17 protein-coding genes and 1 tRNA gene are annotated in these 16,666 nt (G+C 42.7%); 17 read left to right on the forward strand and 1 reads right to left on the reverse strand.

Annotation, left to right across the window (positions count from 1 at the left end):
• Positions 1 to 50 precede the first annotated feature (50 nt).
• The 15 genes from QUF94_RS02180 (at position 51) to QUF94_RS02250 (ending at position 13,919) form a co-directional block, all read left to right on the forward strand.
• Positions 51 to 1,235: an ATP phosphoribosyltransferase regulatory subunit gene (locus QUF94_RS02180; RefSeq protein ID WP_289314414.1), complete on the forward strand. Its 1,185-nt coding sequence runs from the start codon at positions 51 to 53 to the stop codon at positions 1,233 to 1,235.
• Complete coding sequence (gene hisG, locus QUF94_RS02185) at positions 1,228 to 1,860, forward strand: ATP phosphoribosyltransferase (RefSeq protein ID WP_289318267.1); 633 nt, start codon at positions 1,228 to 1,230, stop codon at positions 1,858 to 1,860. Before QUF94_RS02180 ends, hisG begins: the two co-directional genes overlap by 8 nt.
• 23 nt (positions 1,861 to 1,883) lie before the next feature.
• The gene (hisD, locus tag QUF94_RS02190; RefSeq protein WP_289314415.1) at positions 1,884 to 3,164 is read left to right on the forward strand and encodes a histidinol dehydrogenase; all 1,281 of its coding nucleotides are present in this window, start codon (positions 1,884 to 1,886) and stop codon (positions 3,162 to 3,164) included.
• A gap of 102 nt (positions 3,165 to 3,266) precedes the next feature.
• Complete coding sequence (gene hisB, locus QUF94_RS02195; RefSeq protein ID WP_289314416.1) at positions 3,267 to 3,854, forward strand: imidazoleglycerol-phosphate dehydratase HisB; 588 nt, start codon at positions 3,267 to 3,269, stop codon at positions 3,852 to 3,854.
• Positions 3,855 to 4,487 (forward strand): imidazole glycerol phosphate synthase subunit HisH, encoded by a 633-nt coding sequence (hisH, locus tag QUF94_RS02200; RefSeq protein WP_289314417.1) that lies wholly within the window; start codon positions 3,855 to 3,857, stop codon positions 4,485 to 4,487.
• A complete protein-coding gene (gene hisA, locus QUF94_RS02205) occupies positions 4,484 to 5,218 on the forward strand; it encodes a 1-(5-phosphoribosyl)-5-[(5-phosphoribosylamino)methylideneamino]imidazole-4-carboxamide isomerase (RefSeq protein ID WP_289314418.1) in 735 nt (244 codons plus the stop codon). Before hisH ends, hisA begins: the two co-directional genes overlap by 4 nt.
• Positions 5,219 to 5,977: an imidazole glycerol phosphate synthase subunit HisF gene (hisF, locus tag QUF94_RS02210; RefSeq protein WP_289314419.1), complete on the forward strand. Its 759-nt coding sequence runs from the start codon at positions 5,219 to 5,221 to the stop codon at positions 5,975 to 5,977.
• The gene (gene hisIE, locus QUF94_RS02215; RefSeq protein WP_289314420.1) at positions 5,974 to 6,630 is read left to right on the forward strand and encodes a bifunctional phosphoribosyl-AMP cyclohydrolase/phosphoribosyl-ATP diphosphatase HisIE; all 657 of its coding nucleotides are present in this window, start codon (positions 5,974 to 5,976) and stop codon (positions 6,628 to 6,630) included. Before hisF ends, hisIE begins: the two co-directional genes overlap by 4 nt.
• Before the next feature lie 514 nt (positions 6,631 to 7,144).
• Positions 7,145 to 8,647: a tetratricopeptide repeat protein gene (locus QUF94_RS02220; protein ID WP_289314421.1), complete on the forward strand. Its 1,503-nt coding sequence runs from the start codon at positions 7,145 to 7,147 to the stop codon at positions 8,645 to 8,647.
• A gap of 103 nt (positions 8,648 to 8,750) precedes the next feature.
• Positions 8,751 to 9,698 (forward strand): thioredoxin-disulfide reductase, encoded by a 948-nt coding sequence (trxB, locus tag QUF94_RS02225; protein ID WP_289314422.1) that lies wholly within the window; start codon positions 8,751 to 8,753, stop codon positions 9,696 to 9,698.
• A gap of 543 nt (positions 9,699 to 10,241) precedes the next feature.
• A complete protein-coding gene (locus QUF94_RS02230; protein WP_289318268.1) occupies positions 10,242 to 10,700 on the forward strand; it encodes an NUDIX hydrolase in 459 nt (152 codons plus the stop codon).
• A 44-nt stretch (positions 10,701 to 10,744) separates the two neighbouring features.
• The gene (gene rapZ / locus QUF94_RS02235) at positions 10,745 to 11,644 is read left to right on the forward strand and encodes an RNase adapter RapZ (RefSeq protein WP_289314423.1); all 900 of its coding nucleotides are present in this window, start codon (positions 10,745 to 10,747) and stop codon (positions 11,642 to 11,644) included.
• On the forward strand, positions 11,634 to 12,620 hold the full coding sequence (locus tag QUF94_RS02240) for a gluconeogenesis factor YvcK family protein (RefSeq protein ID WP_289314424.1): 987 nt from the start codon (positions 11,634 to 11,636) through the stop codon (positions 12,618 to 12,620). Before rapZ ends, QUF94_RS02240 begins: the two co-directional genes overlap by 11 nt.
• 67 nt (positions 12,621 to 12,687) lie before the next feature.
• Positions 12,688 to 13,641, forward strand: coding sequence for a DNA-binding protein WhiA (gene whiA, locus QUF94_RS02245; protein ID WP_289314425.1), 954 nt, complete (start codon positions 12,688 to 12,690; stop codon positions 13,639 to 13,641).
• Positions 13,642 to 13,661: 20 nt separating this feature from the next.
• Entirely contained in the window at positions 13,662 to 13,919 is a 258-nt protein-coding gene (locus QUF94_RS02250; RefSeq protein WP_048688029.1) for an HPr family phosphocarrier protein, read from the forward strand.
• Positions 13,920 to 14,029: 110 nt separating this feature from the next.
• On the opposite strand, the gene clpP is transcribed toward QUF94_RS02250, so the two are convergent.
• Positions 14,030 to 14,638: an ATP-dependent Clp endopeptidase proteolytic subunit ClpP gene (gene clpP, locus QUF94_RS02255; protein ID WP_289314426.1), complete on the reverse strand. Its 609-nt coding sequence runs from the start codon at positions 14,636 to 14,638 to the stop codon at positions 14,030 to 14,032.
• A gap of 289 nt (positions 14,639 to 14,927) precedes the next feature.
• Between clpP and QUF94_RS02260 the strand changes: the two genes are divergently transcribed.
• Both QUF94_RS02260 and rpoN read left to right on the forward strand, forming a co-directional pair.
• A tRNA-Arg gene (locus QUF94_RS02260) sits at positions 14,928 to 14,999 on the forward strand.
• A gap of 328 nt (positions 15,000 to 15,327) precedes the next feature.
• A complete protein-coding gene (gene rpoN / locus QUF94_RS02265; RefSeq protein WP_289314427.1) occupies positions 15,328 to 16,665 on the forward strand; it encodes an RNA polymerase factor sigma-54 in 1,338 nt (445 codons plus the stop codon).
• The last annotated feature ends 1 nt before the right edge of the window (position 16,666 follow it).

Genomic DNA, 16,666 nt, shown 5'->3' on the forward strand with positions numbered 1-16,666 from the left:
AGACCGATTGGATATATATAGTTTTCAATATTTCAAAAGGATGTGCAGTCGTGACAAAGCCATTTATGTTTGAGAAACCGTTAGGCATGAGAGATACATTACCGGTGCTATATGAAACGAAAGTGTCGGCCAGAAATAAAATGAGTGATGAAATCAAGAAGTGGGGTTACCAATTTATTGAAACTCCTGCATTGGAATATTATGAAACGATTGGCGAGGCTTCGGCAATTTTAGATCAACAGTTGTTTAAACTTCTTGATTCCCAGGGACATACGCTCGTACTCCGTCCCGAGATGACAGCCCCCATTGCACGAGTCGCAGCATCCAAACTGTTAAAACAGCAAATTCCGCTTCGCCTGGCCTATTCTGCGAATGTATATCGAGCACAGCAGCGTGAAGGAGGCAGGCCGGCAGAATTTGAACAGATTGGTATTGAGTGTATCGGGAATAAGTCAATAAGTGCCGATGCTGAAATGATTGCCCTGCTTGCTGATGTTCTAAAGGCTGCGGGTCTTCAGGATTTTAAGATTTCGATTGGACATATAGGATTTTTACAAGAATTTTTCTTAAGCATTTTAGGTACGGAGGAAAGAGCCTCTAAATTAAGGAAGTTTTTATATGAAAAGAATTATGTTGGTTTTCGGGAGCATGTAAAATCGCTGCCGCTTTCATCCATTGATAAACAGCGTCTTATCGAATTTACCTCCTTAAGGGGCAGTGAAGGCACCCTGAAAAAGGCTCTAGGGCTGATTGAAAATAATGAAGGGCAAGATTCTTTGGCTGAACTGAAGGAATTGTCTGCGCAGTTGAAAGAATTTGGCGTTGATCAATATGTGAGCTTCGACTTGACATTGGTCAGTCATATGAGTTATTACACGGGAACTTTATTTGAAGTATATGCGGGACACGTGGGTTCGCCAATCGGCAATGGTGGCCGGTATGATAATCTGCTTGAAAAGTTCGGCTGGAATGCTTCTGCCACTGGTTTTGCAATCCGGGTGGATCGTCTTGCAGAAGCTCTTGGGGAGCCGATGCAGCCTGTCGCACCAGAATGTATTTTATTCAGTCCCGAACGGAGATTGGAAGCCATTGAATTTGCAAGAATAAAACGATCCGAAGGAAACTTGGTAACGATTCAAGATATTACAGTCGTTCAAAATGTCGATGCCTTTACAAGAACATTTTCAGAAGTGCATTTATTTGTAGGGAATGGAGGGAATGGAAAAGATGAATAATAGCTTTTTAACGATTGCGATGCCTAAAGGGAGAATATTTGAAGAAGCGGCAGAGCTATTAAGAAGGGCCGGTTTTCGTCTCCCTCCTGAGTTTGATGATTCCCGGAAATTGATCCTTGAAGTGGAAGAGGAGAATCTGCGTTTCATTTTAGCTAAACCGATGGATGTCGTAACCTATGTGGAACACGGTGTCGCTGACATTGGAATTGCAGGGAAGGATGTCATGTTAGAGGAAGAACGTGATGTATATGAGTTACTTGATTTGAAAATCAGTGCCTGCTACTTAGCTGTAGCTGGTCTGCCTGGTACGAAAATAAGTGACATCGCCCCCAAAATAGCCAGCAAATATCCGAATGTTGCCTCCAGTTATTTTCGCGAGCAGGGAGAGCAAGTCGAGATTATTAAGTTGAATGGGTCTATTGAGTTAGCGCCGTTAATTGGTTTAGCTGAACGAATTGTGGATATCGTTTCAACGGGGCGGACATTGAAGGAAAATGGTCTCGTGGAATATGCAAAAATTGCCGATGTGACTTCGAGGCTTGTGGCAAACCCTGTCAGCTATCGAATTAAAGAAGCAAGGATTACTGAAATTGTGGATCGGCTAGCAGAAATAATTGAACAGTAAAGAATCGCTAATGAGGTGAGCGTATGAAAATAGAACGGTTTGCAGAAGGGATTTCACTGAAACGCTCGGTCGATGCAGGTACTGCCGATCAAAGAAAAGCGGTTCAGGATATCATTTATGATGTCAGGAAAAGTGGAAACGCCGCTTTACATAGTTATACCGAACGATTCGATGGTGTAAGTCCGGGGGAATTACTTGTATCGGAACAGGAAATGGAAGAAGCGACAGCGTCCTTAGCCACGGAGCAGCTTGATATTCTTAAAGAAGCTGCGAATAATATTCGATTGTTTCACGAGAAACAAATTAGAAATTCATGGTTTACGACTGACGATACGGGAACGATGCTAGGACAAAAATTAACACCTCTTGATGCTGTGGGTGTTTATGTACCTGGAGGCACAGCGGCATACCCTTCATCTGTACTGATGAATACGATGCCTGCAAAGGCTGCGGGAGTGGAACGGATCGTTATGGTATCTCCTCCAGGGAAAGATGGGAAATTATCGCCAGCGGTTTTGGCTGCTGCCAAAATTGCCGGTATTACGGAAATATATAAAGTTGGCGGGGCACAGGCCATAGCTGCACTCGCTTATGGGACGGAAACAATAAAGAAAGTGGATAAAATAGTGGGGCCGGGAAATATTTATGTGGCGTTAGCGAAGCGGGAAGTATTCGGGGATGTCGCCATTGATATGATTGCAGGACCAAGTGAAATAGCGGTATTGGCGGACGAATCCGCCATCGCCAAAGAAGTCGCGGCAGACTTGCTATCACAGGCAGAGCACGATGCCCGGGCTTGCAGTGTTTTGGTGACGACGTCAGCGTCTCTTGCAGAAGATGTGGCTGCGGAAGTGGCCAAGCAGGTGGCGTTGCTTCCACGCCATGATATTGCTGCAGCATCCATAAAGGATTATGGAAGAATCATTGTATGCGGGAATATGGCAGAAGCTGTTGAAGCCATTAATGAACTTGCACCGGAACATTTGGAGATTGTGACCAGAGATGCACTTGAAGTCATGGCTAAAATCCGGCATGCCGGGGCAATCTTCATTGGCCGCTTTAGTTCGGAGCCTGTTGGGGATTACTTTGCAGGTCCCAATCATGTGTTGCCTACAAATGGAACCGCCCGTTTTTCCAGCCCGCTTAATGTGGATGATTTCCAAAAGAAATCGAGCATCATCATGTATAGTGAAACGGCCTTCCGTAAAAATGCAGAAAAAATTGCGGCATTTGCCCGCATGGAAGGACTTGAGGCTCACGCCCGTGCCATAGAATCACGTGGTGTGAATGAATCCGGGAAATAGTTCCTGAATCCTTACGAAATAAGGGAAATACTTATATAAGACTTTTGACAAGCTTTTTACATCTTGGGAAAAGGGGTCTTGCCCCGATTAGGAGGAGTTGTAATGGAACGTTTTGCCAGTGTGGAGAGAAAGACGAATGAAACGGAAATCAGTTTGAAGTTTGGTGTGGATGGGGAAGGTAATTCCACCATTAAGACTGGCGTTCCGTTTATGACGCATATGCTTGATTTGTTCACGAAGCATGGGAAGTTTGATTTATCTGTAGATGCAAACGGCGATACAGAGGTGGATGATCACCATACAACTGAAGATATTGGCATTTGCTTGGGTCAAACGTTATTGGAGGCCCTTGGAGACAAGCGCGGGATAAAACGTTATGGAAATGCTTTCGTACCGATGGATGAAGCACTAGCCCAGGTTGTCATCGATTTAAGCAACCGTCCGCATCTTGAGTTCAGGGCTGAGTTTCCTTCCCAAAAGGTTGGTACTTTCGATACTGAACTGGTGCACGAGTTTCTTTGGAAATTCGCTCTTGAAGCCAGGATGAACCTTCATGTAGTCGTTCATTACGGGCACAATACACATCATATGATCGAGGCAATATTCAAAGCGCTTGGACGGGCATTGGATGAAGCTACGACGATCGATCCCCGGGTCAAAGGCATCCCTTCAACGAAAGGAATGTTGTAAATGATAGGGATCGTCGATTACGGCATGGGGAATTTATTTTCTGTAAGTAAAGGGCTGGAGCGTCTTGGTGCCGATTCATTCATTTCCGATGACCCTGAAGAACTTTCAAAGTCGAAAGGGATCATTCTTCCTGGCGTGGGCTCTTTCAGGGATGCCATGAGTCTTTTGGAAAAACAAAAGCTGGATGAATTTCTGAAGGAATATGTAGCCGGCGGTGGGTATCTATTGGGCATTTGCCTTGGTATGCAGCTTCTATTTGATGAAAGTGAGGAAAATGGACCGGCAAAAGGATTATCTCTCATCCCAGGTAAAGTGGTTCGTTTTAAGGGAGTGGATGCGAATGACCAGGTTTATAAAGTGCCGCACATGGGCTGGAATCGCCTTGAATTTAAACACGAGTCACCAGTGAATCAGGGTCTGGAAGAGGAACATGTTTATTTCGTCCATTCTTATTACGCAGATACGGATGAATCATTTATTACTGCTTCAGCGACGTATGATGTGGATGTGCCGGCGATTGTCGGTAAAGGGAATGTATTCGGCATGCAGTTCCACCCGGAAAAAAGCGGGAAGATGGGCATGTCACTTTTGAGAAATTATCTGTCATTAGTAGAAGGGAAGGAAAGAACATGAGCAACTTTACTATTTACCCGGCGATTGATATGCGCGGTGGCAAATGCGTCCGATTAATCCAGGGAGATTATAATCAGGAAACCGTTTATGGCGATTCCCCCTTCGATATGGCTAAAAACTTTGCGGAACAAGGAGCCGATTGGATACATATGGTCGATCTTGACGGAGCTAAAGAGGGAGTTCGCATCAATGATTCATATGTGATTAAAGCTGCAAAGGAGTTAGGGGCAAGAATTCAAATCGGCGGCGGCATCCGTACGGAACGGGATATAGCCCATTATCTGGATAATGGAGTGGAACGGGTCATTCTGGGCAGCACGGCCGTTTCAGACCCTGATTTCACTAAAGATATGATAAGGAAATATGGAAGGCATATCGCAATCGGAATAGATGCGAAGGATGGCATGGTTGCCACACATGGTTGGCTTCAAACGTCTGGAACGCTTGCGATAGATCTTGGTAAAATCCTGGCGGATGCTGGTGCAGAGACCTTTATCGTGACTGATATCGCGACAGATGGGATGCTTTCGGGTCCAAACGTGAAAGGTATATTGGCTATGGCGGAGGCAACTGGGAAAAACGTGATTGCTTCGGGAGGCATTAGTTCCCTGGAAGACCTTATCACTCTCAAAGAGTATGAAGCTCAAGGAATTGCAGGGGCAATCATTGGCAAGGCGCTTTATACGAATCGCTTTACTGTGGAAGAAGCACTAGAAAAGGTGCGTGGTTAAATGCTCACTAAACGAATTATTCCTTGTCTCGATGTTAAAGATGGGCGCGTAGTTAAAGGCATACAATTTGTTTCCCTTAGGGATGCTGGAGATCCCGTCGAACTTGCTGCCTTTTATGACCAAGAGGGTGCCGATGAGCTTGTCTTCCTTGATATTTCAGCTTCACATGAAGGCAGGGAAACGATTGTCGACGTCGTTCAAGCCGTTGCAGGCAGCTTGGCCATCCCATTCACAGTGGGTGGCGGTATCAATTCATTAGCGGATATGAAGAAGATCTTACGCGCTGGTGCAGATAAGGTATCCTTAAATACAGCAGCCATTCTGCGGCCTGATTTAATTAATGAGGGTTCAGATTATTTTGGTGCCCAATGTATCGTGGTCGCTATAGACGCCAGATATGAGGAAGAGATTGGATCATGGCGCGTATACACCCACGGCGGTCGAAAACCGACTGAATGGGAAGTGATCGATTGGGCGAAGGAAGCCGTCAGCCGTGGTGCAGGTGAAATTTTATTGACTAGCATGGATTGTGACGGGGAGAAACAAGGATTTAATATCGCTTTAACAAAAGCGGTATCTGAAGCTGTTTCGGTGCCGGTCATCGCCTCGGGGGGGGCAGGTAACGCTGGGCATTTCCAGGAAGCCTTTGAAGAAGGTAAAGCGGACGCAGCACTAGCCGCATCGATTTTTCATTATAAAGAAACATCCGTCAAAGAAGTCAAAGCGTTTCTCAAACAACAAGGAGTGGTTGTACGATGAATCTTGAAACTATTAAATACGACGAAAAAGGTCTGATACCGGCAATTATCCAAGATGCCGGAACCGGAGAAGTGCTGACACTTGCTTACATGAATGAAGAATCCCTAAAATTGTCCATTGAAAAGGGCGAAACGGTTTTCTTCAGCCGTTCGCGCAATGAATTATGGCATAAAGGAGCAACCAGCGGTAATACACAGAAAATCGTCGAAATGAAGTATGACTGCGATCAAGATGCATTGGTCGTTCGAGTCATTCCTGCAGGTCCTGCGTGCCATACTGGGGCAACAAGCTGTTTTAGCGAATCGATTTACCTAAACAGTGAAGCCGGACAAGCCGTGAAGGTGAATGTGACTTTCTTGACGGAATTAGAAAAATTGATTGAAAAAAGAAAATCGGAAATGCCTGAAGGTTCATATACAACCTATTTATTCGAAAAGGGCGTTGATAAAATCCTGAAAAAAGTCGGAGAAGAAGCGGCTGAAGTGATCATTGCTGCTAAGAATCGTGATGCAGAGGAACTTTCCATGGAAAGTGCCGACCTCCTCTATCACTTATTCGTTCTACTTCAGGAACAGGAATTGCCTTTCCAAGCGGTGCTTGATGTTTTGAAAACTAGACATTCCGGTAAGGACGAACCCAAAGAAACCGAATGAATGGTGACTGCCCTCCGTCAATAGGAGGGCTTTTTTTATAGGATTTTATTTATGTAATTAAGACTATGAGCTTGACTCCCCATTTAACCAGGAATATACTTCAATCCAAAGTTGAAATGCTTTGCTTTTCTCTATGGATTTACAATAAGGGGGATACATATATCAATGACCAAACTGTAAATGATGGTCCGGATGTCGCGTTTGGAGGAAGAAAATGAGAGGAATGGGACGCTTCGGTAACCCTTGGGTAGTGGAGGGATTAAATGTAATTAAAGGGATTTCCAAACAAAACATCGCTCGTCAATATCCTTTTTAAAAGCATTTCATCCAAACCGGTCCAATAGTATCCTGGCCCGGTTTTAACCAACCGATGGTTGAAATTCATGTAGGATTTGCCAAATTTTTCTTAAAGATTGAATGATGATTATCATTTTCCATTTTCTTGAATTGTTCGGCAAATTTACTCCAATATGTTATAATACTATGGTTAATCAACTTGTAGATGGAGGATTACATGAGTAAAGACTCTAAATTTGGCCAACAGGCAAAAATTCTAACTTTTCACCCAACAGGTGAGTATTATTTCACCAAGGGTTTAAAAGCTTATCATAGAAGAGAACTACCTAAATCAAAAAAATACCTGGAACGTGCGCTGGAACTTGAACCTGCAGAACCGATGATAGCCTGTCAATTGGCAATCACATGCTCGGAAATCGGTGAATATAATTATTCAAACAACCTCTTGGAAAACATCTTGGATGTGATGGATCCCTATATGTCGGAATGCCATTACTTCCTGGCGAATAATTATGCCCACTTAGGCATGTTCAAGGAGGCTTACCGTCACGCCAGTGCTTATCTTGATAAAGAAGAAGACGGAGAGTTCAGCGATGACGCAGAGGATCTGCTTGAACTAATAACTTTTGAGTCTGATGAGTCAGAAGAAAATCCCTTTAAGCATGATGGACTCATTACCAAACAGGAAAAAGCCCGTGAGTATCTGGAATCGGGGAATTTCCCGAAGGCAATCGAAGTCCTGAAAGAAACGATTGCCGAATACGAGGATTACTGGTCCGCTTATAATAACCTGGCACTTGCCTATTTCTATCTCGGTCAAGTAAATGAAGCTTTTGAAACACTGGAAGAGGTACTGGAAAAAAGTCCTGGAAATCTGCATGCGCTTTGTAACCTTGTTGTTTTTCATCATTATCAACAGGATGAAGAAAAGGTTGAAGAGCTCATACAGATGCTGGAGAAAATTCGTCCGATGCTATCCGAACATCGTTTCAAGCTTGGAGCGACATTCGCTTTGATCGGAAACTATGCATCTGCATATAAATGGCTGAAAGTATTGCAAAAGCAAGGGTTCGAGGGAGATGGAACCTTCTACTATTGGCTTACCATTTCCGCTTTCCACTTAGGTCATGAACAGGCTGCCAGAAAGGCATGGAAAAAGGTCGTGGAAATGAACCCGGAAAAGGAAGGCATGGAGCCTTGGGGAGATATGAATGCGACTTCAGATGGTTTTGAACATCATTTTCCTTCTATTTTAAAAAGGCTGGAAAGCGAATTCATCGAAGAAAGGCTGTTTGCCATTTTTCTTCTGAAACATTCGATCCATAAACAGAAGCTATTGAAAAACCAGGTCCTCAACCTAAATCAGAATTTCACTGATTTGGAACGTGATTATGCAGACCTTGTGCAGACTCCCGCCAAAGATCGCCAATTAACACCGATTGATTTTGCCGATCGCACAGCTGAGCTATTATATCAGCATTTCCAACCGATACAATTAGATGAAGCCGGACTCTATTTAATGTGGTTTTCCGTCTTTATCGAAGCGGTGAAATCCGAGCAGAAGTTAAATAATCCAGCAGGCTGGGCATCTGCGGTGGAGTATGTGTGGAATCAGCTTAAAAATGAAAAGGCGAGCAAACAGGCAATCGCAGACAAACATTTTATATCGGTGTCCACCTTATCGAAGTACGTAAAGTTGGTTCAAACACTTCTGGGATGAGCAGATATTTGGACGAAAAATTATTTGTTATATAGGATAATAGGTAGGGAACACTAACGGTAGTGAAGGTTCCATTTCTAATGGAATATGGAGGAGTGAGAACATGTCTGAAAAAATTTATGACGTTGTTATTATTGGAGCTGGTCCTGCAGGGATGACGGCGGCTGTCTATACATCACGTGCGAACCTTTCAACATTGATGTTAGAACGCGGAGTGCCGGGCGGGCAAATGGCCAATACAGAGGAAGTAGAAAATTACCCTGGATTCGACACAATCCTCGGACCTGAACTTTCGACGAAAATGTTTGACCATGCAAAGAAATTCGGTGCGGAATATGCTTATGGGGATGTTAAGGAAATCATTGACGGTGAAGAGTATAAAACGATCAAAGCCGGTTCCAAGGAATTCAAAGCACGTTCAATCATTGTTTCATCGGGTGCCGAATACAAGAAAATCGGCGTTCCTGGCGAAAAAGAATTGGGCGGCCGCGGTGTATCGTATTGTGCAGTTTGTGATGGTGCATTTTTCAAGCAAAAGGAACTGTTCGTTATCGGCGGCGGAGACTCTGCTGTTGAAGAGGGCGTTTACTTAACACGCTTTGCTTCCAAAGTTACTATCGTTCATAGACGTGATGAACTTCGTGCTCAAAAGATTCTTCAAGATCGTGCATTTGCCAATGAGAAAATTAGCTTCATCTGGAATCATACTTTGAAGGAAATTAATGAAAATGGCGGCAAAGTGGGCGGTGTCACTCTAGTTTCCACCGAAAATGGAGAAGAGACAGTGATGGACGCTGACGGTGTATTCATTTATATCGGAATGCTTCCGCTGACTAAACCATTTGAGAACTTGGGCATCTTGAATGCTGCAGGCTATATTGAAACGAATGATCGGATGGAGACACGGATCCCGGGTATTTTTGCTGCGGGTGACGTTCGAGAAAAAACTTTGCGCCAAATCGTTACAGCTACAGGTGATGGAAGCATAGCTGCTCAAGCCGCTCAGCATTATGTTGAGGAACTTCAAGAAAAGTTGCAGCCAAAAGCTTAATTTCATAAGAATCGTAATTCGCTTTTAACGAGGTTGTAACACGCGTGAAATAATGATTGGGTATAGTATGGGTAGAAGTTGACCCCCTTTAATTATAAACGTTTGAGGACACAGATTAAGTATCTGTGTCCTTTTTTTGTGTCCTGCTTTAAGACTGTATATTTCGTACCAATTTTTAGGTGATAACTTTTAATGTGAAGTAAGCCAGCCTTTTGCATTTAGGGAGGGGAAGTGGAGAAGAATAGGAGTTAAGCAGGAGATGAAGACTTACTCCGTACTTCCTTGCGAATGAATATTCCGCCAATACAGGAAGTTTACTTTATTGTTAGCTTATTTCAAAAATAGTATAATGATAAGATATACTAAACATATATATATCTTTCATAAAGGTAAGAAGATGTAAAATACAACTTGTTTGAACTATTAGCATTTGTAAATCGCCAAATGGATATCTAGCGGCGGTTTAAGGATATGAACTGAATCTCTTCAAGACGGAGGGTGAAGGTTTCTATAGTCGAGCAGAGGCCAATTGAGGTGAAGAACGTGCAACGTGTCACAAACTGTGTATTGATTAAGGATGATCAAATCCTCTTATTGAAAAAACCTAGACGCGGATGGTGGGTAGCTCCAGGCGGCAAGATGGAACCTGGAGAATCTGTACGTGATGCCTGTATTAGAGAATATCGCGAAGAAACAGGCGTTTATTTAAAAAACCCTTCCATCAAAGGTATTTTCACCTTCATTATGAAGGACGGGGATAAAGTTTTGTCAGAATGGATGATGTTCACTTTCTTTGCAACGGATTCCGATGGTGTCAATGTGGATGTTTGTGAAGAAGGGGAACTAAGCTGGCATCCGGTTGAAGATGTTAAAAACCTGATGATGGCTGAAGGTGATTTTCACATTCTGGACTATATGGTTCATGGAAGAGGAATCATTTATGGAACGTTTACCTATACGCCTGAGTTTAAGTTACTCTCTTATCGATTGGATCCAGGTTAATATTCACTTATAAAAAAGATTGTTATACATGGGGGCGGAGAACTATGAGTACAGGGCAGATGAGTGAAACGCAATTGGTCATCATTACCGGAATGTCAGGAGCAGGTAAGACAGTGGCGGTTCAAAGTTTTGAAGACCTCGGCTTTTTTTGTGTCGATAATTTGCCGCCCACACTATTGCCAAAGTTTTTGGAGTTAATGAAGGACTCTGGGAATAAGATGAATAAAGTGGCCCTTGTCATGGATTTGAGGGGGAGGGAGTTTTTTGATTCCTTATTTCTTGCACTGGATAATTTAACGGATACAGCCGCAGTATCACCAAGAATCCTTTTTCTTGAAGCGGATGATGATTCCTTGGTACGCAGATATAAGGAAACGAGAAGGACCCATCCTCTTGCTCCATTAGGCCGGCCATTGGAAGGCATTAAAATGGAACGGGAACTTTTGGACGAATTAAAGGGAAGGGCTCAGTTGATTTTTAATACTTCACAACTTAAACCGCGCGAATTGAGGGAGAAAATCGCTTCTGAATTTTCTGCGGATAAAAGTGTAGGTTTTACAGTCAATGTCATGTCCTTCGGATTCAAGCATGGTCTGCCCATAGATGCCGACCTTGTGTTTGATGTACGTTTCCTGCCAAATCCATATTATATTGACCATATGAGGCCAAAGACTGGTTTGGAACAGGAAGTGTCGAGTTACGTTTTAAAATGGAGTGAGACTCAAAAGTTCTTGGAAAAGGTGACAGATCTGCTTGCCTTCATGCTTCCATATTATAAACGTGAAGGAAAAGCACAGCTTGTTGTTGCGATTGGTTGTACAGGCGGTCAGCATCGTTCTGTAGCATTGACGGAGTATATTTCAAACCACTTCAAAAAAGATTACAGGGTTCAAGTATCACATCGCGATATCGAAAAAAGTAAGGGGAAAGCAGATGTTAGATAATAAGAAACAACCTAAGGTTGTAATCATCGGAGGGGGAACTGGCCTTCCTGTTTTGTTGAGGGGTTTAAAGAAACATCCGGTTGATATAACGGCAATCGTTACGGTAGCTGATGATGGTGGAAGTTCAGGTCGCCTTCGCGAGGATATGGATATCCCCGCGCCAGGTGATATCCGTAACGTGCTGGCTGCGTTATCGGATGTAGAGCCTCTTGTTGAACAAATGTTTCAACATCGCTTTCAAAGTAAAAATGAGCTGTCTGGGCATTCGCTGGGGAATTTGATACTTGCGGCTATGACCTCGTTGACTGGGGATTTTGTCCATGCAATCCAGGAAATGAGTAAATTCCTTAATGTCCGCGGTAAAGTGCTTCCGGCTGCCAACCAAAGCGTGGTTCTTCATGCGAAGATGAATGACGGAACGGTTGTTACTGGAGAATCCAAGATTCCCTTTTCAGGAAAGAAAATAAAAAAAGTATTTCTGTCTCCTCAACATATAAAGCCGCTCAGTGAAACTCTCCAGGAAATCAAGCAGGCAGATCTAATTGTCATCGGTCCAGGAAGCTTATATACTAGCATTCTGCCTAACTTACTTGTCCCGGGTCTAGGGGAAGAAGTCGCCCGTTCCAAGGCTAAGAAGGTGTACATTTGCAATTTGATGACACAAGCCGGCGAGACGCTGGATTATAGCGCGAGCGATCATATAAAAGCTATATATGACCATATGGGGAATGCATATATTGACAGGATACTTGTTAATAATGAAGAAATACCAACCGAAATTCAGCAACGTTATCAAGCTGAATATGCCAAACCGGTTATGTATGATGTGGAAAGTTTGAAAAGAATGGGTCTTGAGATCATACAAGAACGCATTTTCAGCTATGAAGGGAATGTAATACGCCATGACACGAAAAAAGTGGCGGATTTGCTTTATAATATGCTTGTAAATGAAACAAAAAGCCACATAGTTCCGTAGATATAAGCGGGGACGGTTTTTTGATTGATAAAAATAGATTACCTGCGTTCGATTGGGGGTGAAATGGATGTCTTTTGCTTCAGAAACTAAAAAAGAGCTTACTACATTAGAGGGAAAGGATTGCTGTGGAAAAGCGGAATTGTGTGCGCTTATCCGGATGAACGGATCCCTTTCATTTTCTAATCGGAAGCTTGTTGTGGATATTCAAACTGAAAATGCTGCGATTGCCAGAAGGATTTATACGCTGCTGAAAAAAAGTTATGAGGTCCAGGTCGAGCTTTTGGTCCGTAAAAAGATGAAGCTTAAAAAGAATAATGTTTATATTGTCAGGATGTCATCAGGAGGGCAGCGGATTTTAACCGATTTGGAAATTTTAGGCGATGGCTTTGAAATTCTCCATGCCATATCCGATACTATTGTTGGGAAGAAATGCTGTAAGCGTTCATACCTAAGAGGTGCATTTCTTGCGGGGGGTTCGGTAAACAATCCGGAAACGTCTTCCTATCACCTTGAGATTTTCTCACTTTATAAAGAGCACAATGATGCCCTTTGTGAGCTAATGAATAAGTTTGGCTTGAAGGCCAAGACGCTTGAACGCAAAAAAGGGTACATCATTTATTTGAAAGAAGCCGAAAAGATTGCCGAGTTTTTAAGTATAGTTGGTGCCCATTCAGCTTTATTAAGGTTCGAGGATGTACGGATTGTCCGTGATATGCGTAATTCAGTGAATCGACTTGTGAATTGTGAAACAGCCAATTTGAACAAAACGATTGGTGCCTCATTGCGCCAGGTTGAAAATATCCATTACATTGAGGATACGGTGGGACTAAGCATTTTACCGGATAAGCTTCGGGAAATTGCGGAGCTTAGGATAGCATTTCAGGATATAACCTTAAAGGAACTTGGAGAAATGGTATCCGGAGGAAACATCAGTAAGTCCGGAATTAATCACAGATTGCGAAAGATTGATGAAATAGCTGACAGGCTCCGTGGGGGAGAGGCTATTTCTGCGAAAAAATAAAGCTAACAGGGGAGATCAAGATGGTGGAAAAACAAGTTGAGGTAAAATTGAAAACGGGTTTACAAGCCCGGCCGGCGGCTCTTTTTGTACAAGAAGCTAACCGCTTTCATTCAGATGTTTTTCTTGAAAAAGAAGGAAAGAAAGTGAATGCAAAAAGTATAATGGGATTAATGAGCCTTGCCATCAGTTCTGGCGTGTCCGTGAAGTTAATCGTCGAAGGACGCGATGAAAAAGAAGCATTAGAGGCATTGGAAGAGTTCGTTCAGCAAGAGGGTTAAAAAAAGAGGATGCCTAAAAGTGCATCCTTTTCTTTTATGATTTTTCAGATTAAGAAAAAAAGCTCCGAAAGTCGCTTAAGACGGCTTCCGGAGCTTTTGTATAATAATTATTATTTAGAGTCTTTTTTATCATCAAGAGCGCTGCGTGTGATTACTTTGTCAATCAATCCATATTCAAGAGCCCTTTCGGAAGTCATGAAGTTATCACGCTCCGTATCTCTTTGAAGGACTTCAATAGGTTGACCAGTACGTTCTGCTAATATTTGGTTCAGTTTATCTTTCAAGTGAAGGATACGGCGGGCTGCAATTTCAATTTCAGTAGCTTGACCTTGAGCTCCTCCAAGTGGTTGGTGAATCATGACTTCACTATTTGGCAACGCATAACGTTTGCCTTTTTCACCAGCTGCCAATAGGAATGCACCCATGGAAGCAGCCATACCGATGCATACAGTGGATACATTAGGTTTGATATATTGCATAGTATCGTAAATGGCCATACCGGAAGTGATGCTTCCACCGGGGCTGTTGATATATAGAGTGATATCTTTTTCAGGATTTTCTGCTTCTAAAAATAGTAATTGAGCTACAATTGAGTTGGAAACATTATCGTCAATTGCACTTCCTAGCATAATGATCCGGTCCTTTAATAAACGGGAGTAAATATCGTAGGCACGCTCCCCACGACTTGTTTGTTCGATAACTGTAGGAATTAAATTCATGTTCATTTCCTCCTTCGATTAAGAGAATCATTTAAATTCTTTATGTATGTATGATACACTTTTTGGTCAATTTAGGTCAAACAAAACAAACCCTATAATGGATAATTTGTTCGACAATTTTCTGGCCAAGGCTCCTTCCTGATAGATTACTTTATATATTATGCCGCACAGGGATGAATTTCCACATTACCCATAATACCCAAAAGGCGAATTTTTAAACCTGATAACCCTTGCAAAGGATGGGATTCTATCATATAATGAAGTCTGTCGAAAAAATATTTTCTATTACGCCCTCGTAGTGCAACGGATAGAACGCAAGCCTCCGAAGCTTGAAATGCAGGTTCGATTCCTGCCGAGGGCATTACCAATCTTCTGCTTAATAAAGTGGGGGATTTTTTATTGGCCATTTTTAAAAGGTTGCATCAATTGGGTTCTTGCGGTTTTTGATGGATTTACTCGATTTCCGTAAAATTCCATCGAATCTTGCTATGTCAGCTTTTTTGGAAAATATTGGCCCACCCCTTTGAAAAATGGTGATTTTTCAATAAAAGTAGTTGTGAAAATTACATTTCTAACATATAGTATTTAAAACAAATACACTATTCAGAAAAAAACGTAAGCGTTTTCATGGGTTTTTGTGTAGAATTTTCTCCTGATAATGTAGAATGGAGTGGGGGAGGGATGAATCGATGAGTATGAATATGAAAGCAGGACTTTTTCAACAGCAAACATTAAAGATGGCAATGACCCAGGAGCTAATGCAGGCTATTACATTGCTGCAATACTCCTCACAGGAGCTATCGGCTTTCTTAGAAAATAAAATGGCGGAAAATCCATTACTGTCCCTAGATCAGCCAACATCGGCTTTATTTCAGCCAACCTTTGACCGGAAAAAGGGTAAACGTACTCTTAAAAATACGTATGATGCCAACTATTGGATTGAACAGATCAGTGAAGATACTCTATCGCTTGAACAGCATGTCATGTCCCAGGTGAATCACCAGCAACTTTCCGGTGAGCAGCAGAAGGCAATGCTGCTATTAATTCATAATCTTGATGAAAACGGTTACTTAAGGACTCAGCTGGAGGATATATGTGTTCCAGGGATTTCTTCAGTCGTGTTGGAAGAGAGCCTTTCGATTTTACAGCAACTCGAGCCACATGGAATTGCAGCAAGAAATCTCCAAGAGTGCCTTTTGCTTCAGGTAAAAGCAGAAGGGGTGAATCAGCTGGCAGAATCGATCATAGAAAACCATTTCCTCGATTTTGCTGAAAAGCGTTGGAAAGACTTAAGTAAGAAAATCGGTGTTACAATGAAGGAGATTCAAGAAGTATTTGATTATGTCCAGACGTTGAACCCGCGTCCAGCTTCACTATTTTTTCAGGAAAAACCTTCTTATATAGTGCCGGACGTGGTCGTGGAAGTTCGTGATGGGATACTGCTTGTCGGGAACTATGACGGCAACTCTCCCAATCTTAATGTGGATAAAGGGTATTTAAACCGAATGAAGAGCCATAAGGACCAGGGAGTGCAAAAGTTTATCCAGGATAAGTGGCAGGAGTATCAATGGATCTCTAGAGGGATCCAACAGAGAAAAGAAACGATACTGAAGGTTATTCAATGCATCGTCGAAAAACAGCCGGCGTGCTTTCATCATGGCTTGAACTATTTGAAGCCGATGACGATGAAGGAAGTCGCCGACGAGCTTGGTATACATGAGTCCACAGTAAGCCGGGCCGTTAAAGGGAAATACGTGCAGACGCCATTTGGCACGATAGAGATGCGGATATTTTTCACTACTTCTTTACAGTCAGTCGGCCTTGATGAGGATATGTCGGGCATGCAAGCAAAAAAGAGCCTCCAGGCAGCCATCAATGGTGAAAATAAACAAAAGCCGCTTTCGGATCAAGACTTGGCGGAACGATTGAAAGCGGAGCATGGAATTATCCTCGCACGTCGAACCGTTGCCAAATACCGGGAACAATTAGGAATCCCTTCTTCATCTAAACGAAAAAGATATGATTGAA

It is taken from the genome of Peribacillus sp. NJ4, assembly GCF_030348345.1.
In the GTDB taxonomy this organism is placed as follows: Bacteria; Bacillota; Bacilli; order Bacillales; family DSM-1321; genus Peribacillus.